The 23,722-nt window shown below is 43.8% G+C and carries 24 protein-coding genes and 1 pseudogene; 10 read left to right on the top strand and 15 right to left on the bottom strand.

Features of this window, described 5'->3' with window-relative positions; translation table 11 throughout:
- The first annotated feature begins 276 nt into the window (after nt 1-276).
- The 4 genes and pseudogenes from DXX93_RS06660 to DXX93_RS06645 all read left to right on the top strand — a co-directional run bounded on the left by DXX93_RS06660 (nt 277) and on the right by DXX93_RS06645 (nt 3,522).
- Nucleotides 277-1,309, top strand: a pseudogene (locus DXX93_RS06660) (IS630 family transposase).
- Between the two features lie 91 nt (nt 1,310-1,400).
- Nucleotides 1,401-2,609 carry an IS256 family transposase gene (locus DXX93_RS06655; RefSeq protein WP_116007348.1) on the top strand — a complete coding sequence of 403 codons (1,209 nt, stop codon included), beginning with the start codon at nt 1,401-1,403 and terminating at the stop codon, nt 2,607-2,609.
- 273 nt (nt 2,610-2,882) lie between these two features.
- Complete coding sequence (locus tag DXX93_RS06650) at nt 2,883-3,215, top strand: hypothetical protein (RefSeq protein WP_116007414.1); 333 nt, start codon at nt 2,883-2,885, stop codon at nt 3,213-3,215.
- Nucleotides 3,216-3,279: 64 nt separating this feature from the next.
- Nucleotides 3,280-3,522, top strand: a complete 243-nt coding sequence (locus DXX93_RS06645; RefSeq protein WP_116007413.1) for a hypothetical protein — start codon at nt 3,280-3,282, stop codon at nt 3,520-3,522.
- A 154-nt stretch (nt 3,523-3,676) separates the two neighbouring features.
- Here DXX93_RS06645 and DXX93_RS06640 read toward each other — a convergent pair whose 3' ends face one another.
- Together DXX93_RS06640 and DXX93_RS06635 are read right to left on the bottom strand one after the other, a co-directional pair.
- The gene (locus DXX93_RS06640; RefSeq protein WP_116007412.1) at nt 3,677-5,005 is read right to left on the bottom strand and encodes a sensor histidine kinase; all 1,329 of its coding nucleotides are present in this window, start codon (nt 5,003-5,005) and stop codon (nt 3,677-3,679) included.
- A 6-nt stretch (nt 5,006-5,011) separates the two neighbouring features.
- Entirely contained in the window at nt 5,012-5,686 is a 675-nt protein-coding gene (locus tag DXX93_RS06635) for a response regulator transcription factor (RefSeq protein WP_258872753.1), read from the bottom strand.
- Nucleotides 5,687-5,969: 283 nt separating this feature from the next.
- Between DXX93_RS06635 and DXX93_RS06630 the strand changes: the two genes are divergently transcribed.
- Complete coding sequence (locus tag DXX93_RS06630; protein ID WP_116007411.1) at nt 5,970-6,512, top strand: MlaC/ttg2D family ABC transporter substrate-binding protein; 543 nt, start codon at nt 5,970-5,972, stop codon at nt 6,510-6,512.
- Nucleotides 6,513-6,663: 151 nt separating this feature from the next.
- Here the strand turns inward: DXX93_RS06630 and DXX93_RS06625 are convergent, their stop codons facing one another.
- Nucleotides 6,664-7,476 (bottom strand): polyphosphate kinase 2 family protein, encoded by an 813-nt coding sequence (locus DXX93_RS06625; RefSeq protein WP_116007410.1) that lies wholly within the window; start codon nt 7,474-7,476, stop codon nt 6,664-6,666.
- Between the two features lie 283 nt (nt 7,477-7,759).
- Nucleotides 7,760-9,331, bottom strand: coding sequence for a DUF3300 domain-containing protein (locus tag DXX93_RS06620; protein WP_116007409.1), 1,572 nt, complete (start codon nt 9,329-9,331; stop codon nt 7,760-7,762).
- Between the two features lie 195 nt (nt 9,332-9,526).
- On the opposite strand from DXX93_RS06620, the gene DXX93_RS06615 reads away from it, so the two are divergent.
- Nucleotides 9,527-10,243, top strand: a complete 717-nt coding sequence (locus DXX93_RS06615; RefSeq protein ID WP_258872604.1) for a cupin domain-containing protein — start codon at nt 9,527-9,529, stop codon at nt 10,241-10,243.
- 10 nt (nt 10,244-10,253) lie between these two features.
- On the opposite strand, the gene DXX93_RS06610 is transcribed toward DXX93_RS06615, so the two are convergent.
- From DXX93_RS06610 to DXX93_RS06595, 4 genes are all read right to left on the bottom strand, one after another.
- Entirely contained in the window at nt 10,254-10,865 is a 612-nt protein-coding gene (locus DXX93_RS06610) for a DUF998 domain-containing protein (protein ID WP_116009857.1), read from the bottom strand.
- A 394-nt stretch (nt 10,866-11,259) separates the two neighbouring features.
- Nucleotides 11,260-12,678, bottom strand: a complete 1,419-nt coding sequence (locus DXX93_RS06605) for an ATP-binding protein (protein WP_116007407.1) — start codon at nt 12,676-12,678, stop codon at nt 11,260-11,262.
- A 49-nt stretch (nt 12,679-12,727) separates the two neighbouring features.
- Nucleotides 12,728-13,402: a response regulator transcription factor gene (locus tag DXX93_RS06600; protein ID WP_116007406.1), complete on the bottom strand. Its 675-nt coding sequence runs from the start codon at nt 13,400-13,402 to the stop codon at nt 12,728-12,730.
- A 42-nt stretch (nt 13,403-13,444) separates the two neighbouring features.
- Nucleotides 13,445-13,729, bottom strand: a complete 285-nt coding sequence (locus DXX93_RS06595) for a PepSY domain-containing protein (RefSeq protein ID WP_116007405.1) — start codon at nt 13,727-13,729, stop codon at nt 13,445-13,447.
- Nucleotides 13,730-13,918: 189 nt separating this feature from the next.
- Between DXX93_RS06595 and DXX93_RS06590 the strand changes: the two genes are divergently transcribed.
- Nucleotides 13,919-14,926 (top strand): choice-of-anchor H family protein, encoded by a 1,008-nt coding sequence (locus DXX93_RS06590; RefSeq protein WP_147302648.1) that lies wholly within the window; start codon nt 13,919-13,921, stop codon nt 14,924-14,926.
- A gap of 313 nt (nt 14,927-15,239) precedes the next feature.
- On the opposite strand, the gene DXX93_RS06585 is transcribed toward DXX93_RS06590, so the two are convergent.
- Nucleotides 15,240-16,670 carry a GAF domain-containing sensor histidine kinase gene (locus tag DXX93_RS06585; RefSeq protein ID WP_116007403.1) on the bottom strand — a complete coding sequence of 477 codons (1,431 nt, stop codon included), beginning with the start codon at nt 16,668-16,670 and terminating at the stop codon, nt 15,240-15,242.
- A gap of 213 nt (nt 16,671-16,883) precedes the next feature.
- Nucleotides 16,884-17,135 (bottom strand): hypothetical protein, encoded by a 252-nt coding sequence (locus DXX93_RS06580; protein WP_116007402.1) that lies wholly within the window; start codon nt 17,133-17,135, stop codon nt 16,884-16,886.
- A 187-nt stretch (nt 17,136-17,322) separates the two neighbouring features.
- On the opposite strand from DXX93_RS06580, the gene DXX93_RS06575 reads away from it, so the two are divergent.
- A complete protein-coding gene (locus DXX93_RS06575; RefSeq protein ID WP_116007401.1) occupies nt 17,323-18,474 on the top strand; it encodes an iron-containing alcohol dehydrogenase in 1,152 nt (383 codons plus the stop codon).
- 96 nt (nt 18,475-18,570) lie between these two features.
- Here DXX93_RS06575 and DXX93_RS06570 read toward each other — a convergent pair whose 3' ends face one another.
- On the bottom strand, nt 18,571-19,188 hold the full coding sequence (locus DXX93_RS06570; protein ID WP_116007400.1) for a LysE/ArgO family amino acid transporter: 618 nt from the start codon (nt 19,186-19,188) through the stop codon (nt 18,571-18,573).
- Between the two features lie 167 nt (nt 19,189-19,355).
- On the opposite strand from DXX93_RS06570, the gene DXX93_RS06565 reads away from it, so the two are divergent.
- Together DXX93_RS06565 and DXX93_RS06560 are read left to right on the top strand one after the other, a co-directional pair.
- Nucleotides 19,356-20,273 (top strand): LysR family transcriptional regulator ArgP, encoded by a 918-nt coding sequence (locus DXX93_RS06565; protein WP_116007399.1) that lies wholly within the window; start codon nt 19,356-19,358, stop codon nt 20,271-20,273.
- Between the two features lie 135 nt (nt 20,274-20,408).
- The gene (locus tag DXX93_RS06560; protein WP_116009856.1) at nt 20,409-21,254 is read left to right on the top strand and encodes a DUF417 family protein; all 846 of its coding nucleotides are present in this window, start codon (nt 20,409-20,411) and stop codon (nt 21,252-21,254) included.
- Nucleotides 21,255-21,406: 152 nt separating this feature from the next.
- Here the strand turns inward: DXX93_RS06560 and DXX93_RS06555 are convergent, their stop codons facing one another.
- The 4 genes from DXX93_RS06555 to DXX93_RS06540 form a co-directional block, all read right to left on the bottom strand.
- Complete coding sequence (locus DXX93_RS06555) at nt 21,407-22,048, bottom strand: LiaF domain-containing protein (RefSeq protein WP_116007398.1); 642 nt, start codon at nt 22,046-22,048, stop codon at nt 21,407-21,409.
- A gap of 258 nt (nt 22,049-22,306) precedes the next feature.
- Nucleotides 22,307-23,041, bottom strand: coding sequence for a M14 family zinc carboxypeptidase (locus DXX93_RS06550; protein WP_116007397.1), 735 nt, complete (start codon nt 23,039-23,041; stop codon nt 22,307-22,309).
- Between the two features lie 22 nt (nt 23,042-23,063).
- Nucleotides 23,064-23,324 carry a DUF5062 family protein gene (locus tag DXX93_RS06545; RefSeq protein ID WP_116007396.1) on the bottom strand — a complete coding sequence of 87 codons (261 nt, stop codon included), beginning with the start codon at nt 23,322-23,324 and terminating at the stop codon, nt 23,064-23,066.
- Nucleotides 23,325-23,382: 58 nt separating this feature from the next.
- Nucleotides 23,383-23,589 carry a DUF3565 domain-containing protein gene (locus tag DXX93_RS06540; protein ID WP_116009855.1) on the bottom strand — a complete coding sequence of 69 codons (207 nt, stop codon included), beginning with the start codon at nt 23,587-23,589 and terminating at the stop codon, nt 23,383-23,385.
- Between the last annotated feature and the right edge of the window lie 133 nt (nt 23,590-23,722).

Genomic DNA, 23,722 nt, shown 5'->3' with positions numbered 1-23,722 from the left:
GGTGAAGCGGTTAACACTTCTCAAATTTCAATGATCTGGTGGCCAATTTTCATTGGCCACTTCTAATATGTAGTTGTGTGATTACCAAGGGAGATTGAGGGTACAATTATCTAGCGATTTTGTAATAGCTACGTGACAGCCTCTGCCCAAGTTGGCAACACAGCTAGAGTGTTTCTATTTTTACCTGTACCACTAATTCAATTACTGTATTTTTATACCATTTTAATTAAATATCTGATCTAATAAGGGTTGTTATCATAATCTTCATTAACCGCCTTGAACTTAAAAACATCAAAACAGCTTTTAGCCCTCTCAAGAAAAGAGTCAAATGCACGAAAGCGTATACGCTTATTGGCAGTGTCATTATTTTTTGAAGGCGAAAATAGAGCCAATATCGCTCGAAGGCTAAATACAGCTAGAAGTAGCGTGAATAAATGGGTATCTAGTTATTTGGAAAAAGGGTTAACTGGCTTAGACAGCAAGCCTATTTCAGGTCGCCCAGCCAATTTAACTTTACATCAACAGCTTGAATTAAAAGCGTTCGTTTTAAAACACGCACAGTCCAGTGATGGAGGGCGACTGATTGCGGCTGATATTCAAACCTACATTAGCAACAACTTTAACGTTAACTATCAGATAGGCAATGTTTATCGGTTATTACACAGTCTTGAGCTAAGCTGGATAACGACTCGCTCCAAACACCCCAAGCAATCAGCAGAGGCTCAAGAAGTTTTTAAAAAAAGTTTCGCCTGTCAACGATCGTGAACACCCCATTTAATGTCATGCCTGAAGACATGGATATTTGGTTTCAAGATGAAGCAAGATTTGGGCAGCAGAACCAAACGACGCGAGTTTGGGCTGAATGTGGCACTCGACCTAGAGTGGTGAAACAGCAACAGTATGAATATGGGTACTTATTTGGGGCAGTTTGCCCAAGCAATGGAAAGACTGAAGCTTTAATAACACCGTGCGTTAACAAAGAAGCCATGACATTACATATGGAACAAATATCCAAGGCGACAGCGCCTGGCAGGCATGCAGTTGTTATTGTCGATGGTGCCGGGTGGCACACTGTTGATACTTCCGGCCATTTGACAACGTTACTCTTATCAAGCTCCCACCCTATTCTCCAGAGCTCAATCCAATTGAACAGGTATGGAGTTGGATACGCCAGCACTGTTTATCAAATCGAACATTTAAAGGTTATGACGATATTGTCGAGCAAGTATCAAAAGCATGGAACACATTTATATCAACTCCTAGCAGAGTGAAACAAATGTGCTCGAGAGGTTGGATTAAGGTGACTTAATACTTAATGAAATTGGTATTATAAGACTCTGTAACTAAATCTGTGTAACTGCCTATTATTAATACCCATATAGGGTTTAGGATAGGTAGTTATGAACAAGAAAGAACTTGAAGTCTTTGCCAAGCAAGCGGCTAAATCCATCAAAACGGAAGCAGATTTAACGAACTTTCGTAAAATGCTTACCAAGGTAACGGTTGAAGCTGCGCTTAATGCGGAGCTGGATGAACACCTTGGTTATGTTCGTCATGAGCAATCCATCAACGATAATTCACGCAATGGCTATTCGCCCAAAACTATACGAACAGAAGATGGCGAGATTGATTTAGATACACCTCGTGATAGAGATTCTAGTTTTGAGCCTCAACTGGTTAAAAAGAATCAAACCCGCTTTACGTCAATGGATGACAAGATTTTATATCTGTATTCCAAAGGCATGACGACTCGTGAAATCGTGTCCACATTCAAGGAAATGTACGATGCAGATGTTTCACCAACACTGATTTCTCGTGTGACTGATGCGGTTATCGCTCAAGTCGTCGAGTGGCAAGCCAGGCCGCTTGATGCTGTTTACCCAATCGTCTATCTCGACTGCTTGGTTGTAAAAATACGCCAAGATAAGCAAGTCATCAACAAAGCCATTTACTTAGCCTTAGGCGTGAATATCGAAGGCCATAAAGAACTTCTAGGTATGTGGATATCAGAAAACGAAGGCGCGAAGTTCTGGCTTAACGTATTAACGGAGCTTCAAAACCGTGGCGTCAAAGATATCCTTATCGCCTGTGTCGATGGCCTTAAAGGTTTCCCTGATGCAATTAATACCGTTTATCCTGACACACAAATTCAGCTTTGTATTGTTCATATGGTGCGTAATTCATTGAAGTTTGTGCCGTGGAAAGACTACAAAGCCATCACGGCTGATTTAAAGCGCATATACCAATCGGTAACTGAAGATGAAGCCTTAATGGCCTTAGAGCAGTTTGAGCAACGCTGGGACAGTAAATATCCCAATATCTCTCGCTCATGGCGAAATAACTGGCAAAACGTTAGTACCATCTTCAATTACCCTGAAGATATCAGAAAAGCTATTTACACCACCAACGCTATTGAATCGCTGAACTCAGTTATACGTAAAGCCATTAAGAAACGTAAGCTGTTCCCACATGACGATTCGGCGAAAAAGGTGGTTTACTTAGCTATTGAGCAGGCATCTAAAAAATGGACGATGCCGATAAGAAATTGGAAATCGGCCTTAAATCGATTTATGATCGAATTCGAAGACCGATTAAAAGATGTTATTTAAAACTGGCAGTTACACAAAATGTGTTACAGGGTCTATTATAACCAGTCAGGTACTCATCCTTTTGGCTTAAAATGCTTCTTCAAGTATCGTCGTTTGCAGTAGATATAACTTATCACCAATGCTGCTTTATGCTTATGGCTTTACACTGCGTTGTAGTGGGCTATGTACTACTCTTTATTTATCAACTTACCAGCCTAAAAGTATCGTTCGCTTTATTGAACTTTGTGGATATCAGTTATTTGCATTACAGGGCATTCATACAAAGGATTTATAATGATCAATAAATTAACTAAAAGAACAATATATATTGGGAGCTTTCTAAATGTAGTTCCCTTATGTGCAATGCTCCTCGTCAGTATCGGTATGGAATTTATTCCTTTTATAATTTTAATTTTGATCTGGGCTAACACTCCTTTTATGTTTGGCACAACTCAATTGTTTGGTTCGAACAACGTTTCCGTTCAAAAGTTCGGGGTTACAGATGCTTCATGGTCTGCCCAATTGTACTTGATTGCATTCTGGTTCCTAATTGGTTGGCTTGTAGCTTGTTGTTCAACCTTGTTTTCAAAATCGAAAAGCGATGCCAAAAAAGCTTCTCGCAAGTAGCTGTCAGCTCTGTGTTTGACAAAGCCATTACTTTGCGATTTAAAAAATTAAAAGGAAATTAACTATGAAAATGCTAAAAATCGAAGTTTTTGAAAACAATGTTAAGGACACAACGATTAAAATACCACTTGATGTGCTTAAAGCTATTTCTAGAGTATTCCCTAAAAAATATCTTTCTTTGCTAGAGGCCAAGTCTATGGGTATCGAAGACTTAATACTAGCCGCAACAAACCCAGATACATCAGGCACAATAGTTGAAATAGAAGATCATCAAGATAATGAACGTGTCATCATATCGGTAGAATAATCCACATAACCACACAAGCCAATATACTTGGAGATAAAGTCTTTATCACGCTAAATCTTAGCTAATTAATCTGATAATTTACGTCAACATGGCTGGTATCTTGTAAGCCCAAAATACGCTTTTGAGTGCTTTGAGTTCCAAACTATTTCTAGCCTTACAACTTGAGTGAAAAGGTAAATTTCGCACCTCCCCACCGTGATTCATCAACACGTAAACTGCCACCAATTTTGTGTGCTGAGGCTCTAGCAATCGCTAGCCCTAAGCCTAAGCCTCCGGTTTTTCTGTTGCGACTTTTATCTAGCCGATTAAACGGAATAAAAACCTTCTCGCGATCTGCAACTGCGATCCCTTCGCCATCGTCTTCTACTGACACGAAAAGCTCTCCGTCTTTTTCAGTTGCAAATACGCCGACCTTGTTGGCGGTATAGGCAAGCGCATTTTTTAACAGATTATCCATCAGCAGAATCAAGTGCACGGGATAGGCTGAAATTTTAATGGTGTTATCTACCTCAAAAAACATCTCATGCTTACGCTCCAGGTTTAACTGCTCCCCTCTTGAGCGAATAAAATGTTCAAGTTCGATAAGCTGGTGAGTATCATCTGAAAAGTGCTGGCCGTGATCCGTTAGCTTCATCAATTCCATCATTTGATTGATAAAGACATTGATATCTTCAATATAGTTGTCAATATCGTCAGCCAAATCTATGGTGTTAACCTCTTTAGAGCTTCGTTTGATAAGCCCTGAGGCTAGCTGTATTCTGCTCAACGGGGTGCGTATTTCATGTGGTATCGCTTGCGCAAAAACACTCCGCTCTTCAACGTTTTTTTCTATTGCATCAGCCATTTTATTGAAGCTAAGCGCAATTTCATTAAGCGGTTTGGGAATACTGTCACTTGCTCTTAATTGATGGTTGCCTCTGCCGTAATTGGCAAAACATTCCACCAGTGCTTTAATATCTGATTGCAATTGTCGAACCGGCCAGTACAACAAAGTGGCAATAATGACTAAGCAAAGCGATATCAGTAACAGAAAAGCGGCCTCTTCAACGTTAAGGTCAAACTCTTCATCCATGATGACCTCTAGCTTTTCGGTAATAATAAGCGTTGTATTTGGCCCATTTAGCGCAATAGCTGCATATCTCACACCTTGTTCGGTTTCGTAGTACGACGCCCTCTGAGCTTGACCTAACACAAGACATTGTACACACCCCATATCGGTATGGGGTATGTTAACGACCTTAGCTGAAAACCTATCTTCAAAATACGGGGACACTGTTAACGTAACATCAGCTGATACTGCACCTAACTGAATTTGGCTCATCAAACCTTTATGGATATAACTGATATCTTCTTTAAAGTCGTTAATCTCTTGTTTATAGTCATAAGACTCAATTATGACTAAGGTAAGAATGGTACTTATCAGTATTGCTGCACTGATGGAAAGGTACAGCCGAGTAAATAATGTCGTGGAAATGCTATTCATCTAATTCTATTCATGTAAGAGCTTATAGCCTTTGTTTCGGATGGTTGCGATGATTTTGTACGGTGCCTCTTCATCACCCAGTTTTTTCCGTAAACCGGAAATTCGCATATCGATAGACCGGTTAGAAAAGTCGTATTCTATGCCCCTTAGTGCCTGGCAACACTCCTCTCTAGAAACAATTCTGCCTTTATTGGTGTTGAGTATTTTCAGCATTTCCAACTCTGCGCTGGTCAACTGAATGCGCTTTCCTTTGAAAATCACTTGGCTTTTATCGTCAATCACCTCAATTAGCGATGGCGTAGATGGCATGGATGGCATAGTCGAATCATCAGCGCTCGTTTGAGTGCCAGCGCCAATTTCCGAACGCCTTAATAACGCCTCTATTCTTGCCACTAGCACATGAGGTTTAAGTGGTTTGGTTAGGTAGTCGTCAGCGCCCAACTTCAACAAGCTCACCTCAGTTACGTCATCATTAGGCGCCGTTAGAATAAGGATGGGTCGTGAAAAAAAACCTCTTATTTCTTTGCAAATTTCAATGCCACTTTTCCCCGGCAACATCAAATCCAAAATAACCAAGTCTGGATCGCGGTTTTTAATAATACCTGGTGCCAATTCGCCATCACTGACGACATCTACTTCGAAGCCCTCGGCATCAAGATAGAGCGCAGTGAGCCTTGAGATTTCTTCATCGTCTTAGACCAGTACTATGCTATTTTTTTTCATATAAATTCCTCTCAACGATGCCAATTTATCTAAAAAGTTCCGCAATTGATATACATGCTTACAGGGGCTTACAAAACGTCGAGCGCCTTACACCCTCTTACTTTGTAATCAATCGCTGGTTGATATTATGAGCAGGTAAACACAAACAAACGCCGACAGAACACGCTTAATGTAAATTTTCGGCACATTGTTAAAAACATTGTTAAAGACCTAGTGAATCAATTAGAGCGCCGAGGATAAAATGAACAAACTTGTCTATCGATTATGTTATGTCGCAGCCATGTTAATCGCTGTCACATCGCCAAGTGTCGCTGTCGAGCATATTGACACGTTAACAAAGACAAAAGCCAACTTATCGCCTTATCAAGTCGTTGAGATTACGGCTAAAAGTCTGTTTAACCGCCTAGACAAAAACAAGGACAACCTGACAAAATTTCCGGAACTGATGGAAACTATTGTGCAAGAGGAATTGTTGCCGATTATCGACCATCGCTATGTTGCCTACAAAGTGCTCGGCAAACACCTCAATAAATCGACAAAAGCACAGCGCGCAAAATTTACGCAAGCGATGAAACACAATATTGTCAGATCCTATACGGCTATTCTAAAGCAATACAATGGTCAAAAACTGGTATACGCTCAACCTAAACTGGTCAAGAACACAAAATTGGTGTCTGTACCGATGACTATAGTCGAACCAAGCAAACCTCCTATCGAACTAGTGTTTAGGCTCAGAAAACACAAAAAGACAGGGAATTGGTTGATATTTGATGTGCTGGCCTAAGGGATCTCAATGCTGGCAAGCAAACGTGCTCAAGTATCAGGCGCAATTCGCAAGGTAGGTATTGACCAAGTGACGATTGAGCTAGGCTATTTAGGCTAGCTCAGCCAATTTGCCAACAGCGCGAGCTAGCTAATCTGTAGAAGTTCAAACGCTAGCGAACACCCAGCGCCTTTTCAGCAGCGCTGACAACGGCTTCATCGAGAGGTGGAATACTGGTATCTACACCAGCCTCCATCGCATTCACAACAGCTTTGAGCACGGCAATGCGCGCGTACCATTTTTTATTACCGGCGATGACGCGCCAAGGCGCATGATCGGCATTGGTATACTTGAGCATGTCATTAATGGCAGCGTGATAATCGTCCCATTTTTCGCGATTGCGGATATCTTCTTGGGTCAACTTCCAGCGCTTGATGGGACTGTTTAAACGCTCCTTGAAACGCTTCAGTTGCTCATCACTGCTAATGTGCAAAAATACTTTAACGATACGGACATCATCATCAACTAACATGCGTTCAAATTCGTTAATTTCCTGATAGGCGCGTTGCCATTCCTGTGGCTTGGCAAATTGCTCAACCCGCTCAACGAGCACGCGACCATAGTAAGAGCGATCGAATATGGCGATACTGCCCGGCGCTGGTAACTTAGTTTGAAAGCGATATAAATAGTGTTTCGCTTGCTCGATAGGATCGGGAGCGGCAATGGGGTAAACGTTAAAACCTCTCGGGTCTAACTTTTCAGTTAAACGCCTAATCGCGCCGCCCTTACCACTGGCATCCCAACCTTCAAATACCAGAATTGCGCGTTTGCCTTGCCTAAAATAAGCTTGCTGAACTTGCAACATGCGCTGTTGCCACTTTTTTAATTGCTTTTCGTACTTTGCTTTATCTTCAATTGCTTGAGTCAAATCAACGGACTCAAGTAAATCGGCGGGTTGGAGCGTAATCGCAGAAGGTGAATGCATAGGGCTAGTCGTTAGTAAAAAGTTGTAAACCCACTATAGAAGATGGTTTTTGATGCCTCAAGTCTCAATCTTCTAATCTAGCCAATAACAGCTAAGCATTTGATATTTATCAAGCTTAATAAAAAACAAATCAATAGCAAAAGGCGAATGTTTAGCACTTAGTTGGTGTTTTTGATTGTCCTAAACACCGCCAATTACTTCCCTGAGCCAATACCAAAGCCAGAGCCAAAGCTAGCGGTTAACCCCTAAGTCTCAGTTGCCATGGCTAACTAGCTTTTCACAATTAGTGTTTGCGCTGCTGGCGACTATTGCGCGCATAGCTTTTTTGTTGGCGCTTGACGCTCTTTTTCGCAGAGCGGTTAACTGATTTGCTGTACGATTTTCGCTGGTTACCCTGCTTGTTCATCACCTTTGCGCGTTTATGTGTCGCATTGACATTGTTACGCTTACTGACCCGTTGGTATTTATCCCTGCTGCCAGACGCTTTTTGACGTAATTGGCTATTGATACTCGCCACGGGCTTTTTCTTGTTATGCGCGCTTGCGTAGTGTTTTTTCGATGCACTGGTGTAGCTTGTTTGAGGCTTAGTAGATTGTCGCTGTGGTGCATTAAATTTAACGCGATTTTGCGCGCTTTTTCTGTCACTCATTTGGTAGCGCTTAAATCCTTCTCGCTGACGAGCTTGTGCATCCAATTGACGCGCTTTATCACTTGCACTGGGAACGCGTTTAGCGCTATTACGCGTGTATTTATTTTGATATTTGTGCTGATTCAACTGCCCTTTTACACGCTTAAAACTGCTTGCTGTGCGTTTGAAATTGTGATGTTTTGCGCTGCGTTTTATCGCCTTGTCATGCGCAATTTTACCAGTGCGTACTTTATTGGCATAACGAACCGCATGGTTGCGTTGATGCGGATATTGGCTGCGGTACTTTTCTTTGACAAATGCAGTGCGATAAGCAACATTGCGGCGGTGATATGGCTTATGGTGCCAGCGCTTGCTATAGCCGCTGTACAAAATATGATGGCGCTTGCGATTGTGATAGCGATAATGGTTATGAAAGCCTCTGCGGTGATTCACGATCACATAGCCGCTATGCCAATGAAACGCGCTAAAAAAGAAACCAACACCAATATGAATACCGCGATGCCAGTTAATTAAGCCATAGTCGTGATAACCCGTATGGAACGCATAGCGATGTCGCCAATAAGCTGGCGGATAATGGTGCCAGCGCCAATGTCCGTATACGGCGCGCGCATCGTAATACGGTACATAAACCACCTCTGGCTGACGCGATACAATGACGATTTTCTCTTGCTCGTATTCAACATCAATTTTGTCAATGGCGTTTAAGCTGCCCGCCTCTTTAGCTTGTAATCGCAGAGCCTGAATACTGTCTAAGACATCTTGCTCTTGCGCTAAAAAAGCGTCACCAAGTTGGCGTAGCCAGCCTAAATCTTTGTTCATTTGCTCAAGCACAGTTTCAAACGGTACGATGGCTTTGACACTGGCATCCCAATCTTGATCTTCAAGCCGCTTCGCAATCTTTTCATCAGAGATACTGCCTTGAGATTCACGCCAGCGATGCGCTTCAATCACTTCTAATGGATAACTTGCCGCAATTAAGATATGGCTCAATAAACTGTCGGGGTACAAAGCGATGGGCGCCAATAGCTGAGCCAACTGTCCCTCGGTGAGCAATGCCTGTTCGGCTTCACTCCCTTGCTGCGAAGGTGTTGATTGGTAAGTGCTGCCACTGTAGTCAATAGCATTTGCACCATAGCTAGCCGTGACTGAACCAGTAGCCAATAGGGTTAACGCGATCAGCGCAGGGCTAAACAGGTGAGTTTTCATAGTAAATCCCTCTCTTGACGAGTTGCTTGTTACTATAAAAAAGGCAAACTGAATTAATGCTGAACGTTATTTAACCAGCCATACTTGGCCAAGCATCGAGTCGCTAATTGAATGTGCCAAAACAAATGGGCATAAGCGTTGTCGCCCAAACTTGATACAATAGAAGTTAGTGACTGAAAAACAGTGTGTGCCAAGATGAGCGAAATTAGTAATTTGAACATGGACTTTAACCAGCGAGTGGTTATTTCCAGTGAAAAGCAAGAGTGGCTTGCCAGTCCCAAAGCTGGAGTTTGGCGTAAACCCTTGGCGCGCGAACACGCAGAGCAAGGCCATGCGACCAGTATTGTAAAGTATGATGCTGGCGCGAGCTTTTCCGCACACAACCACCCACTCGGTGAAGAAATCTTGGTACTTGATGGCGTATTTTCCGATCAAACTGGCGATTACCCTGCTGGCACTTATATTCGTAACCCGAAAGGTTTTGTCCACGCCCCTTATTCGACGGATGGCTGTACTTTGTTGGTTAAGTTACACCAATTTCAAGCAGCAGACAGCGCGCAAATTCGCGTTGATACCAAGACCGCCGCTTGGCAGAGAACACCTGCTGGAAACTTCATTATGCCGCTACACAAGCACCAAAATGAATCTGTCGCATTGATAAAACTCTCTCCAGGGAGCACGTTTACGCCAGCCGATGAACTTATCGGTGGTCAAAACAGCAGGCCAGATACTGATACAAACGCAAACGGCGAAGAGATTTACATCCTATCAGGATCGTTAAAAAGTGCATTGGGCAGTCACGCTGCCGGAAGTTGGCTGCGCAGTCCGTATTTAAACGACGAGCCATATTTTGCTGAAGCTGACACTGTTATCTGGATAAAAAGCGGGCATTTACCCCAACATCAGATCTAGTGCGATAACATTAACTAACGGCCAAAATCACTGACAGCGCACTTAGCCACAAGAGTTTTATCCAATATGAAATTCGTTGATACAGACCAACATTGTGTTGTTGTTTCACCGCTTTAGTCATTTTCACTAAGTAATAAAAAGCAAGTACAACGCAGATGACTGAGGCCACCCTAAACCACATGGGCAAACCAATTGCATCGCCACCAATGGCAATGAGTAGTGGCGCAATCAAGAGCGCAAGTAACATAACAAAGCCTGCCCAAGAGTGAATTTTGCAGTGTGTACTTGGCGTTTTTGTGTATGGGTCTTTGTCCATCGGAAAGTAACCCGCAACCCAGGTACCAATACCGTGGATAATGACTAATACGCCTGCGCTGATGACGAAAATATCCGCCGCTGTTTGCGCAGTAATATAGCCACCGAACAAGCAAAACAATGCCCCTAATGGATAATTATTGATACGTGGTGACAATTTTTCTGTTGGGCTACCTGCGGCGCCCAGTTCGCTGCAAAATTGCTGATAATGGTCGTAATTGGGATAACGCTTAGCTGCAATACACACACCTAAAGTGATCCAAACTGTGGCAACTAGGCCCGATATACTCGCAACGGTTTCCATTATTTCTAACAATTTCATTCCCTTCTCTGGGTAATACCAATTGAATTAATTAATTGATCAATTCAGAGCGCTGTCAGCGGTGGGAGAACAAGCCAAATTTTTGTTGATATAGTTATTCTACATCTCATCAATTTGGCGCAATTATCGCGACGCTGACACGCTCCCAAAGGTCGAGTTTAAAAGGCTCATATGCTGCGTTATTGATTTTGCTTTCCATGCAAAAAAAGGGGAGCGACCATGCTCTGCAATCAATGCCTTGCCTACATGGATGTAGGTACTTAGGTTATACATGGAGCATATAACCTGTGCCTCTAAGCCTTTTAATTCTCGCTGAATGATTAAGTAGTTATTTCAATTGGTATAATAGTGTGTAAAAAGGCGCCTTAATTCCAGCTAACTACTTAGTGCGAAATAGCAACTCAAACAAAGCGCCGCCAAGCTTGTGATCTTGCTTAATGTGCACTTCACCTTGATAGCTGGTCACTAAATCTCGCACAATCGCGAGGCCAATACCGTGACCTTGCTCATAAGTGTCAACGCGCACGCCGCGCTGCATGATACTGTCTCGTTCATCCGCCGAAATGCCAACGCCATCGTCAGCAATCTGCATTATCACCTCGCTGCTACGACAAATCACCGTCACCGCCACTTGCGACTTAGCCGCTTTAAAAGCGTTGTCGATGAGGTTGCCTAATATTTCCATTAAATCGGCCCCGTCACCTTTAAATTTGGCATGTTCAGGAATATTAACGCTTGTTGCTATGGCTTTATCGCGATAGATCTTCGCCATTGCCGCTAACAGCTTTTCAACGCAAGGTTTAATATCAACGCTAAGTCGCCACGCCGATTGACCAGCACTTTGTGCGCGCTTGAGTTGATGCTCGACAATTTGGTTAATCTTATTCACTTCCTGCTGTACTTCAAAGGAAACCGCCTCGGCGCTAGTGATGGTTGCTAGTGGCGTTTTTAAACTATGGGCAAGATTAGCTAAAGCATTGCGATAGCGCAAGCGCTGCGTTTGTTCGTTACTCAATAAATTGTTTAACTGGTTAATGGCTGGCTGCACTTCCATGGGGTATTGGCCAGCAACTGACTCACTATCCCCTTGCTCGATGGTTTTTAGCTCTGTGGTTAGTTGCTTGAGTGGCTTTAGCGTCCAACTCAGCCACCACCACATTATCGCTGCAAAGACAACGGCAATAATCACCAACCAAACGAGCAATTGCTGACGGAACGCTTTTTGCGCCGCCATAAAGTCTTGCTGGCTTTTGGCAATGTGCAGCGTTACCGGCATATCTTGGTCGAGGTCGGCGAAATTTACCGAAAAACTCGACACAAACATCGCCTGCCCAGCAAAGTTTACTAGATAGAAGGTTCGCTCCCCTTGTGGCGGGTAATGCAGTGAGTTGATCGCGGTGATGTTAAGCGCAGAGTCAGAGTGCCAAATAAGGCCGCTTTGTTCCTCCGCTTGAGCAGCGCTTAGCGTCTCAATTTCAACAGTGGAATTTAGCTCGGTGATCAGCGCGTACAAACCTGAATCAATCACATTAAACTGACTTTCCAGAAAGTTAGTGGGGGTCAGTAACTCACCATCGATGTAATCCGTTTCCGCCAAGATACTGTAACTGTGTGCGGTTAGCTCTTGCTCAACGGCTTTTAATAAATGCTTGCCAAACGCATTGTCCAGCGTCAGTCCGATGGCCGGTAACAGCACGAATAGCATGACCATGGCACTGATCACTAATCGAGACTTTAACGAAGGGACTTTTAACGTTCGAGTTTTTTCCGCTGAGGCGTTTAACGAAGAATCAGTCATCAAGTAGTTAAACCGTCTTACCTTGCAAACTAAGCCTAATCAACTAAACCTACTCAGCCACACGCAAACGGTAACCTTGCCCGCGCAGAGTTTCGATAAAGTTATGCTCGCCATCTGGATCGAGCTTTTTACGTAAACGACGGACAAAGACTTCAATCACATTAGAGTCCAAATCAAAATCCTGATCGTACAAGTGCTCGGTTAAACTGGTTTTAGACACCACTTTACCCTGCTGTAGCATTAAATAAGCAATCAATCGGTACTCATAACTGCTCAGTGATACTTCGTGGTCATTAACTAAGACTTGATGACTGGCGGTATTAATGCTCAGTGCGCCACTAGTTAGCACAGGGCTCGCTTGGCCGGCGCTGCGACGGATCAAGGCATTTAGTCTGGCGTGTAATTCTTCGTACTGAAAGGGCTTGGTTAAGTAATCATCTGCGCCAGCATCTAAACCTTGCACTTTATCTTGCCAGCGATCACGAGCAGTGAGCACGATAATGGGAAATTTAAAGTCGAGCCTGCGTAGCTCAGTGATCAAGGAAATGCCATCTCTTTTTGGTAGGCCAATATCAATTACCGCCGCGTCGTAAGGATGCTCGCTACCAAGGTATAAGCCTTCTTCACCGTCGAATGCGGAATCAATACTAAACCCTTGATTGGTTAGTGAGGTTTTTAAATTTTCGTGCAGTTGTTGATCGTCTTCAACAAGTAATAAACGCATCTGTCACTCCTGTATAACGTTATGCGACCTTAGGTTTTAGGGCTAGCCCTTAATTCGGCCACTGCCATCGACAAAAACACTGACGATACGACCGTCTTTTTTGATCAACTTAACGCGATAACCATTACCTGAGCGCTGCACTTTGAGCACCTTACCGCCGTAGCGCGATTGTACTTTTTGTGCTGCCTGCGAAGCGCTAATGCCCTTTGCACGCGCCTGCCCTGCCTGCTTGTCCGTCTGTTTGTCATAGTAGGGCTGTGCGACAACCGCTGGCGCTGCTGCCAACAGTAAACACAATGAAATTACCAGTAACGCCAACCTAGTCATAACAGCCTTATTTTATTGCTTTATTTTCCACTAACCACTTTAGTGTAAAAGAATGCAATCGCAGATGAAATGTTTTTGCCGAATTTGCCACAGGTTAGGCGGCATTAACTGAACATTTGCTGAATTAAAAGTTCAGTCACGATTCAGTTGACACTTGTTTTAATAAGCCTCAATTGCAACAGGAGGCATATGATGAACATTCAAATCAGCACTAAACACTCTGACCGACAATCTGCCGCAGGAACTCGCGACAACAAACATACGGGCGTGCAGCAGTTGCGTCGCGCTAAGCGCGTCGAAATTCGTTGGTTTAAACTCGTTGCCTGTATTTGGTGCCTCGTTTTTCTGCTACTTACCGCCAATGAAAGTATGGCAAACGATATTAACGCCAACGTTGAAAACGATACGGCGAACGCCTTGGCAAATCAATTACTCAATGCACCGGCTCCTGTCGTCACAAGCGGACGGCAAATTAAAGCGATCAGCGGCTATAAGCGTGAGCTGCACTCAACCGATAACACTGGCGTTGAAACACTATCGGAAAATGCCAAGCGACAGCTCTTAGCCACGGAGCTTTTACCTACAGTTGCGAAAATGACGCGTGCTGACCATCAAGCCAAGAAAAGTCTGGCGCAATTGCCTAGCAGCAAGCAACAGAGCAAGCAAAAAATTGAAGTCAAAGCCGCCCGTAGCTTTCGTCAAGAGTTCAGTATTTTTGACGGTTTTACGCAATTATTTGACGACATTGACGCCGACGGTTTCTTCCGTACCTTCAGCGTGACCTTTGATGCCGATGTATACACTTACAATGGCGTAAACGAAGCGCTGGTTTATGCCGATATCTATTTGCGCCGTGATGGTGGTGCTTGGGAGTATTTCTATACGACTGATGACTTTTTGATTGTCGGCGAATCAACAGCAGATGAATACCAAGTATTAAGCACGCTAGCAACTGGCTACCAGCCCGATCACTACGACGTGCTAATTGACTTATATCAAGTAGGCTACAGCGATATTGTTGCCACCTACAGCAGTGACGAAAGCAGCAGCTTATACGCCCTGCCGCTGGAAAGTGAAAACTTTGACATTTACTACGAGGAAGAAATTCACGTTCACGGGGGAAGTCTTAACTGGCAGGGCTTGATAATACTGGTTTTCCTACCGTTATTGAGAAGTTCTTTATCAGTTGCCAAGTAGTAATCTAAGTTGCGAAGTAGTTACCGGGTCGATACATTTGAGCCGCCAGCTTAACCGCCGCACTATCAAACGGCGCGCGCCATTATCTGCGTAAAAAAATCTGCGCAAAAAAGCAGTGCAAAAAAGTAATGTAAGAACAGCGGTGCAACCAGCAGATTCTAAAAGCTTTAGTGGATAAGGATGCGGCGTCTATTCGCGACAACAATGAAGCCTGTCAAGGTATTGGAAACCAGGTAACAAAGCTAGCGAGGCCGCGTAAAGGCGAGCTTTACGCTTCCCAGTCAACCCAAGAGGGTATCGCTAAGCGGGTAATTTATACCAACTCAACGCCCGGCAAAGTAATTTCAAAGCGCACCCCAATAGGTGAGGTTTGCAGCTGAATTCGACCGTTTAAGACATTACTTAACAAACTACCAACCGTTGTTAAACCTAGGCCAATTTTGTCGCTATTGCGCTGTGTCGTATAAAAAGGTTCAAAAATTTTGTCGGTGTTTTCCGCGTCAATTCCACAGCCGTCATCTTGGTAGTTAATGACAATTTCATTACCTTTGCGCATGGCGCTGATATGGATTTTACCTTGGCGCTTGTCGTCAAAACCATGGGCGATTGAGTTTTCAATCAACTGGTAGAAAACTTGCCACAAACATTCTTTTACGCAAGTGACGGGTAACTCTTGCGAGTCGATAAACAATTGATGATCACCGAGCACGCCACGCAAGCTCGCCTTGACCTCAGCAAAGAAGGTACTCAATTCAAAAGCCTGTTGTACGTCATTTACTTGCTTTGCGTCCATTTGCTGGAACTGACTGAGCAACGTATCAGCCTTTATTAAGTTACTTTTGTTAATCTCAGAAAGTTGATGCAGCTGCGTTAGTTGCTGCTCAAACGTTTTCTTGGAAACGGTTCCCTCTTCAAGCGCGGCAAACAACCAGTCAAGCTTATCGACAATGGCACTTACCGTCGTTAAGCTGTTGCCAATCGGCGTGCTAATTTCATGTGCGAAACCGCACAGCAGTGCATTGGTCGTGATCATTTTCTCTTCTTCAATACGCGCAATTTGTTGACGTGCCTGACGCTCTATGCGATTGGCAAGTGCTTTGTTAGTCGCTTCTAGCTCGCTAGTGCGTTCATCAATGGTTAGGCTTAGTTTAGTATTCGCGTCTAGTAACTGCTGGCGGTTGTAGTCATTTTCAAAAACAACTGCGGCGAGATTAGCACTGAGCTCGATAAACTTGATATCTTCTTCGTTTGGCTTACTTGGCGTGCTGTAGTACATGGCAAAGGTGCCATAAACACGGCCATCTTGCCCAATAATAGGTTCAGACCAGCACGCTTGCAGGCCTGCTTCTAGCGCCAGCCCTTTAAATTGTACCCAGTAAGGGTGAGTATTGATGTCTTCAACAATCACGCGCTGCTGCATAAACGCTGCAGTGCCACACGAGCCAACCCCCATACCAATGGCTGTGCCATTGAGCGCTTGGCAATAAAAATCAGGCAGTGAAGAAGAAGCAATGGAATGCAAGGTGTTCGCGTCATTATCAAGCAGTAATACCGAGCAGTACATTTCAGGGTTGTAGAGTTGTGCTCGCTGGCACAAGGTATTAAGTACAGATTCGAGTGAATTGCCAGAGGCCACCATACGCAATACTTCATTGCGCCCCTCTTCTAGCTCCATAGCACGTTGCCAGTAAGCGACTTGTTCGTTTAATGAAATAGAGGTGAGCGAGATTGGATTTTGGGTCATGACTACTACTTAATATAACTACTTGATGCCAGCTGAAATAACTATATAACACTTAGGCAAGTGCCTTATTGCCATCGTAGCACTTTAGCGGATTTTAAATCTACCTTCATTATCAATTGATTGATAATTTGATATATATCAATCGATTAACAAACTAATTTAAGACGTTTTTCGTTTACACACTGGATCGCGCCCAAAAGCAAAACAAGCGATTTACTTCTCTTGCTTATCACTTGGGTGATTGCGGCGATTTTCACGAGTTACCAGTAAAAACGTGAGATACATTTTAGTGGGAAGACTGAAAATCAGCCCCAAAGCAACGCAAGCTGCGCTAAGTATCATACCGGCAATCCCCATCGACTGCGTGATATTGGTGTAGCTAATTAAATAATGACCAAGCAGTAACAAGCATATGCCAATCAAGATGCAGATTTTTAGTACTTTGATCGTTTGCTGCTCTGACATTTTACCCCCTACCTTTGTCTAACACTTTATCTGGTGGCTAGCACCTAACTAGGTTATCAGACGAGACAAGAGATACTTTGATACATGTCACAGCATTGATCTTTTATAAAAGCGCGCCATATTACTATCAGGTCAACAACAACTAGCACATCACTAAATAACAGATAAGTAGGCACCGAGGGCAAGCATGTTAAATTTTACCTATAGCAATACCACCGCAATTCATTTTGGTAACGAGCAAATCGCAAAATTAGCTAAAGCAATTGATAAAAATCATAAAGTGCTGCTGGCATACGGCGGTGGCAGCATTAAAAGTAATGGCGTCTACCAACAGGTCTGCGATGCGCTAGCAGAGCACCAAGTTGTTGAATTTTCAGGTATTGAACCAAACCCAAGTTATGAAACGACCATGCAAGCCGTCGAACTGGTTAAAAACGAACAAGTAGACTTTATTTTGGCCGTGGGCGGTGGCTCAGTGATCGATGGCTGCAAATTTATCGCCGCGGCCGCTAAATTTGATGGCGAGCCTTGGGATATTTTAGCGAAAAACGCCAAAGTCACTAATGCTGTGCCACTGGGCGTTGTCTTGACACTGCCAGCCACAGGTTCGGAGTCCAACAGCTTTGCCGTGGTGTCAAAACTTGCCACTAAAGACAAGTTCGCTTTTGGCTCACCATTGGTACAACCTAAATTTGCAATTTTAGACCCTAGCGTCATGGCCAGCTTACCAGCGCGCCAAATCACGAATGGCATTGTCGACGCCTTTGTTCATGTGATGGAGCAATACCTCACTTACAGCGTTAATGCCAAGGTTCAAGACCGATTCGCCGAAGGCATTTTGCAAACACTGATTGAAGAAGGACCTAAGATGTTTGCCGAGCCAGACAGTGATGCTCGCGCCAATGTTATGTGGAGCGCGACCATGGCGCTTAATGGCTTAATTGGCGCAGGCGTACCGCAAGATTGGTCAACGCATGGTATCGGCCATGAAATTACCGCGCTCTACGGTTTAGATCACGCGCAAACGCTTGCCATTATCTTGCCAAGAATGATGTGGGAAATGCGCGAAGAAAAGCAGGAAAAGTTACTGCAATACGCCAAACGTATCTGGCAAATTGAAGAGTCGAACGCGGAAGATGCCATTCGTCTAGCCATCGCTAAAACAGAGCAATTCTTCCAGCGCGTTAACATGAAAACCCGATTAAGTGATTATCAATTAGCAAGCGATGCCGTTGATGCCTTAGTTGCCCAGCTAGAGCGCCACGGTCAAACCGCGATGGGTGAAAGCAAGAAAGTAACCATTGAGCGTAGTCGCCGAGTTATTGAGTCCAGTCTGTAAAACTATGTTAGCTTTTTTAGTTTTTTGAGCTTTTTAACCCCAAAAACAAAACAGCCTGCGGCGGATAACGACAGGCTGTTTTTTATTATTACTGCTTTAACTAACTATCAAAGGTTTTAGCAGACTATAAGCAATTACCCACATCACAATGGCAATGGTAAAGTTAATTCCGCGTTGCACGTTAGCCTGCGCTAACCAAGGGGATAGTTTCGCCGCGCCCAATGACAATACGTAAAACCAAGTGAGCGACGCCAAAATCGTACCCGCCCAAAACACATACTTGTCATCTCCTTGGTATTGCCCGCTAATGCTACCAATAATCACCACCGTATCTAAATAAACATGAGGATTTAACAAAGTAACCGCTAACGCTGTAAAAATAACAACTTTACGTCTACTCGGGCTGGCTTGCTTTGCCGTTTCTCCTGCCTGCCCGTTAATCGCATCACGGAAAAACAAAATGCCGTAGAACGTAAGAAAAGCAACGCCCCCCCAAGTAATAATGACATAGGCTAAATCGTTGCTGGCAATGAGCGCACCACCGCCAAAGACACCGAGTGACATCAGCAGAAAATCACAGATAAAACATACCGTGGCAGCCGTTAAGTGGTGATTTTTTTTAATCGATTGGCTCAACACATAAGAGTTTTGCGCCCCAAGCGGCATAATAAGACCAAGCGAAATAACAAAGCCTTTGGTCAATGTGGCTAGCATCGTCACTCCAAATAAATTCACAACATCTCAGAATAGCCAGCAATTTACGCCCCCATTAAAGTTAAGTAAAATTAATAATTTTAATTATTCATTAATTTAATTAATTCAGCGTCGGATTAAAGCGCTGATGGTACCTAAGCCTAAATAAGCAAGAAGATGTTACGCTAATGAAACTACTATTTGATTACAAACTGCTCGCCGCACTTGACGCAGTGATTGCCGAGCAAAGCTTTGATAAAGCGGCTGATAAATTAGCCATCACGCAATCGGCAATTTCGCAACGCATCAAGCAATTAGAGCAACAGGTAGCTCAGCCAGTCATCGTGAGAACCACACCGCCTGCTGCCACAACTATGGGTGAGAAGCTGTTAAAACACTACAAACAAGTCAGCTTGCTCGCGCAAGAGTTAGCACAGGAAATTTTACCTAACGAACAGCAGGAAGCCTTGAGTATTTCTATCGCCATTAATGCCGACACGCTCGCAAGTTGGTTTATTCCGGCGATAACACCGCTGCTAAAACAAGACGCCATCGTGCTTGATTTACACGTTGCCAATGAAGCTGATACGCAGTCGCTACTGGCAAAAGGAAAAGTGTTCGCTGCGATCAGTAATCAACAGAAAAGCGTGGCAGGCTGTAAGGTGCAACATTTAGGGCAATTGAATTATTTACTGTGTGCCAGTCCAGAATTTACCCAGCGCTACTTTAAAGACGGTTTGACGACCGACTCGCTTGCCAAAGCACCTGCCGTGACTTTTGATGCTAGCGACAATATGCACCATCAATACCTGAGTGATCACTTCGGTATGAATAAAGGCCAGTACCCTTGTCATCGCGTTGGTTCATCTGAAGCATTTGTTCATTTTACCTTGGCTGGGCTTGCCTACTCACTGTTGCCCATCACTCAAGCAAGTCATTATTTGGCAAGTGGTGAGCTTATTAGCCTAGCGCCAAAAGCTCAGTTAATTCAGCAGCTATACTGGCACAGTTGGGTATTAGAGCGTGGCAGTTATAAAAAAATCACTGAGCATGTCGTTGATTACGCAACAAAGTTATTAACCGTTAAGTCGTTACCCCCTAATTAGCTCTAGTTAACCTTAGTTACTGCGCACCTCTTAAACAGGGAATGAAAAGGGAGCGAAACGTAATTTTATGTAAAGCTTGAATAACTTTTTGTGCAAACGAGGTCTTTAACTCAAACTTTTTACCTCGTGATTAAAATGACCAGCGATACGCCAAACAAATTGATTTACATTTTCCTGCTTATTGCCGCCTCGTTAATGGCTGCAAGTACTTTGATGATTGGAAGTGATGCGAGCATTACTCGCGTGACCGACTTTTATGGCCTGTCTGGCGGCGTTGTCTCTGAAAACGGGCATATTATCGCCGCGCTCACATTTGCCCTAGTGGCGGTTTTATCTGCACTGGTGCTTATCAAATCAAATACGCAAACACTAAAACAAGCACTTGGTCTTGCACTAATGGTGGCAAGCGCAGTGCCGTTAATCACACTATTTAGCGAACAACGCTGGATTGCATCACTGGGGGGCTTCCCGGCAATTGGCTCTGGCCAAGGCATCATTAAATACTTTGCCCTGTTAGCACTGGGAGTTCATTTTATTGCCGCTGATCGATTATCGATAACACAGCAGCGCTTGCTCCAAATGCTGCCCGTTGTTCTAGTGTTGTTGTGGATTGGTGGTATGAAATTTACCGAGCTAGAAGCTAAAGGGATTGAACCTCTGGTGGCTAGCTCACCATTGATGAGCTGGATGTATCAACTTTGGTCGGTGCAAGCCACGTCTAATCTTATCGGTATTTATGACTTGATTGCACTTGCTGCCCTGCTTTTATCACTGCGTATTGACGTGCTATTTGTTCCCGCACTGCTAATGTCTGGCGCAGTTATGCTAACTACACAAAGCTTTTTATTTACCTGGTCAGATGCCCTGTCAGCTGAAACGCTTTTATCTTCAGGCGGGCAGTTTCTGATTAAGGATCTGTGGTATTTGGCGAATTTAGTATTTTACTACCAGCTAACGAAATTAGCGCGAATTATGCAGTAAATACTTGCTCCTACCATGTAGAAAATGTCTTAAAAAAGGCTTAGTTTATAAGTAACAAACACTTATAAACTAAGCCTTTTATTTATTGACTTGAGAGCTTATTTGAACGTTTATAAGAACATCGCATAAACGCAACTCAACACATAATTACCTTAACCAAACATACCTTTAAGGCTATCTGCGAACGCGACGAAGCGCTCTTTCAGTGACTTTTTCAGTTTGATATCCAGACCACCGAATATCACCAGTCCTTCAATCACTAGGGTTGGGCCATCTTTTGAAACCATAGTATTCGATTTGTTATCAATGCCGCCAAAAATGCAAAACGCTTTGGTCACTACGTTAACACCCTCTGGAATGTAGATATCATCACCGCTAAACAAACTGAATATTTTGACATGGGTTTGTTTGTAGCTAAATTGTGCTTGGCTAAAGTCGATATCTGAGCCTGAAAATACGCTTAATACGCGAATTTCCTTGGCGACCTTCCAAGCACCAGAGCGATCACTGCCACCAAATATACTGACTAAGGTATCGCGATCAGCGGCGGGATCATTGTCAAAGTTAAAGGTTAAATCTTGCTTTTTCGAGGCGACATATGCTTGATCGACAGCTAAATCGAGATCCGCAGCTTGCGCTAGTATTTCGTGATTGTCTTCACTTTCCATTGCAATATCTAAACGGCGCTCAAATGCTTCATAACTCAGCTCACCGTGGCTGTAATTCATAATCAACTTATCAATTACTTCATCACGAACGGTTTGTGTCGGTCTGTCTTGAATGGCAACGGGCATAATAAATCCTTTACTTATTTAGGCTTGCGCTAGCATTAGTGCCTTCATCATTAATCAATATAGCTAGTGGTTACAAGATAGGAATAGTAGCAACACTTAGACCAAAATATTAAATCAATAATTTTCAAAAGGTTACAATTAAACACTGACTAAACACTAGCATTAAACCGACTAAACTTGGTCAATTTGACCACTTTTCCCCCTTATTCACCGACTTACCTAGCAGGTAGAAGTTGGCACGGTTTGTGTCTTTTTGATTTAGCCAGCCTCTGCCGTCATAAGTGCAATTAACCCTTGTTTAAAACGAGGAAAAATAGTCTCACTGGCGATCCCCTCTTGCTCTTCAATGCAAATAACGCCAATACCTAAATCATTTGCGCCATACTCGCCTAAACTGCCGGGTGTTGGGTAGCCAATATCGGGTTGCAGTGGGTAGTTTGATGCGTTAGCCAAGAAACTTGCTGCCTCTTTGGCACTTTCCCCCGAATAAACAACCGATGGTTGCCAGCTGTGAAAATGTATAATGAGCCTTGGCTCAGTCTGTGCTATCAAGTTCACCAGTGCACTAATCTCAGGCTCAGAAGCCGGGGCGCTGCCGGGGAAGTAGCGTTTGTCTTGATACTCAGGACGCCAGCATTTGGAGGGGTAATTGCGATTTAAGTCGACCCCTCGGCCATTAGTGCGTTCATTTCGCTGATAGCCATCAGGGTTTAAACAGGGAATAAGTAGCCAAGCTTGCGCGGTGTTTGCCGCTCTCAGCCAGCCAAGCCATTCGTTGGCAAGCACTACGCCCTCTGGTTCATCGCCATGTACACCACCTATAAAGAGCACGGACGCTAAGCCATTGAGGTGTTCCGGCGGGTGACTCGCATAAAGGGAAATCGATTGCCCCAAGGCCGAGCTTGCCCAATCGGCTTGGTGCCACAGGGGATTTTCTTGGCTCCCTGCTTGCGCTTTTAGTTGCTCTGGGGCTTGCGTTGAAGACTCGGCCATCAAACACTCCTTTTAGCTCGCATTATTGCAACAGAGGGTGATTATCGGGTAGTTGGTGCATTATCCACTTAACAAGGCGTTTTTTAATGTTAAGCAGGTTTTCCTCTTGCTTGGGAAGTGGGATCACTAATTTGTCGTTTACCAGCAAGCGATAAATACACTCAATCTTTATGTCGTGTGAGTCAGACGGGCTAAAGTGCTGATAGCCTCGCTTATTCGCGTATGTTTCTCCAACCGATAGCGCTTTTTTCAGTAGCTCTTTCTCATTCTTTATTTTTTTCATAATGACCCTTTATCTCCCTTTGCCTAGACGTCTGCGTGCTCTTGGGCTTTTCGCGCTGTTACCACCAATCGCGCGGCGCTTTTTCACGGCACTTTACGCAAGTAAGAGGAAAGCCGAGCCGACTCGCACGCCCTTGCGCGGTAACGACCCACTCACGCACTGTCCACGGTGGCTGATGGCGCACATGTTGATTATGCCCACACGCTAAACGGGCAACCCAATGTTGCTCTTCGTCTTGATGATAGCCGACGATTTTTTGTTGCATTATTTTGGTTGCACTTTTTATTGCGCTGCTGGCGCTAAATTCAGACAGCATATTTATACAATATATTTATGAATAAACGATAACAGCAGAAAAGCAAAAATAAAAAGGAATTGGCAACGATTGTTAAGAGGGA

Source organism: Thalassotalea euphylliae (assembly GCF_003390335.1).
Lineage (GTDB): Bacteria > Pseudomonadota > Gammaproteobacteria > Enterobacterales > Alteromonadaceae > Thalassotalea_F > Thalassotalea_F euphylliae_B.
This window is presented reverse-complemented; position numbering and strand designations above follow the sequence as displayed.

What these genes read in the sequence shown, in the direction of transcription:
- DXX93_RS06590 (WP_147302648.1), top strand. Translation starts at nt 13,919, where the DNA reads ATGATGAACATTCAAATCAGCACTAAACACTCTGACCGACAATCTGCC.
- DXX93_RS06630 (WP_116007411.1), top strand. Translation starts at nt 5,970, where the DNA reads ATGAACAAACTTGTCTATCGATTATGTTATGTCGCAGCCATGTTAATC.
- DXX93_RS06565 (WP_116007399.1), top strand. Translation starts at nt 19,356, where the DNA reads ATGAAACTACTATTTGATTACAAACTGCTCGCCGCACTTGACGCAGTG.
- DXX93_RS06640 (WP_116007412.1), bottom strand. Translation starts at nt 5,005, where the DNA reads ATGAATAGCATTTCCACGACATTATTTACTCGGCTGTACCTTTCCATC.
- DXX93_RS06645 (WP_116007413.1), top strand. Translation starts at nt 3,280, where the DNA reads ATGAAAATGCTAAAAATCGAAGTTTTTGAAAACAATGTTAAGGACACA.
- DXX93_RS06655 (WP_116007348.1), top strand. Translation starts at nt 1,401, where the DNA reads ATGAACAAGAAAGAACTTGAAGTCTTTGCCAAGCAAGCGGCTAAATCC.
- DXX93_RS06555 (WP_116007398.1), bottom strand. Translation starts at nt 22,048, where the DNA reads ATGCCCGTTGCCATTCAAGACAGACCGACACAAACCGTTCGTGATGAA.
- DXX93_RS06585 (WP_116007403.1), bottom strand. Translation starts at nt 16,670, where the DNA reads ATGACCCAAAATCCAATCTCGCTCACCTCTATTTCATTAAACGAACAA.
- DXX93_RS06605 (WP_116007407.1), bottom strand. Translation starts at nt 12,678, where the DNA reads ATGACTGATTCTTCGTTAAACGCCTCAGCGGAAAAAACTCGAACGTTA.
- DXX93_RS06595 (WP_116007405.1), bottom strand. Translation starts at nt 13,729, where the DNA reads ATGACTAGGTTGGCGTTACTGGTAATTTCATTGTGTTTACTGTTGGCA.
- DXX93_RS06545 (WP_116007396.1), bottom strand. Translation starts at nt 23,324, where the DNA reads ATGAAAAAAATAAAGAATGAGAAAGAGCTACTGAAAAAAGCGCTATCG.
- DXX93_RS06550 (WP_116007397.1), bottom strand. Translation starts at nt 23,041, where the DNA reads ATGGCCGAGTCTTCAACGCAAGCCCCAGAGCAACTAAAAGCGCAAGCA.
- DXX93_RS06620 (WP_116007409.1), bottom strand. Translation starts at nt 9,331, where the DNA reads ATGAAAACTCACCTGTTTAGCCCTGCGCTGATCGCGTTAACCCTATTG.
- DXX93_RS06625 (WP_116007410.1), bottom strand. Translation starts at nt 7,476, where the DNA reads ATGCATTCACCTTCTGCGATTACGCTCCAACCCGCCGATTTACTTGAG.
- DXX93_RS06650 (WP_116007414.1), top strand. Translation starts at nt 2,883, where the DNA reads ATGATCAATAAATTAACTAAAAGAACAATATATATTGGGAGCTTTCTA.
- DXX93_RS06615 (WP_258872604.1), top strand. Translation starts at nt 9,527, where the DNA reads ATGAGCGAAATTAGTAATTTGAACATGGACTTTAACCAGCGAGTGGTT.
- DXX93_RS06580 (WP_116007402.1), bottom strand. Translation starts at nt 17,135, where the DNA reads ATGTCAGAGCAGCAAACGATCAAAGTACTAAAAATCTGCATCTTGATT.
- DXX93_RS06570 (WP_116007400.1), bottom strand. Translation starts at nt 19,188, where the DNA reads ATGCTAGCCACATTGACCAAAGGCTTTGTTATTTCGCTTGGTCTTATT.
- DXX93_RS06540 (WP_116009855.1), bottom strand. Translation starts at nt 23,589, where the DNA reads ATGCAACAAAAAATCGTCGGCTATCATCAAGACGAAGAGCAACATTGG.
- DXX93_RS06560 (WP_116009856.1), top strand. Translation starts at nt 20,409, where the DNA reads ATGACCAGCGATACGCCAAACAAATTGATTTACATTTTCCTGCTTATT.
- DXX93_RS06575 (WP_116007401.1), top strand. Translation starts at nt 17,323, where the DNA reads ATGTTAAATTTTACCTATAGCAATACCACCGCAATTCATTTTGGTAAC.
- DXX93_RS06600 (WP_116007406.1), bottom strand. Translation starts at nt 13,402, where the DNA reads ATGCGTTTATTACTTGTTGAAGACGATCAACAACTGCACGAAAATTTA.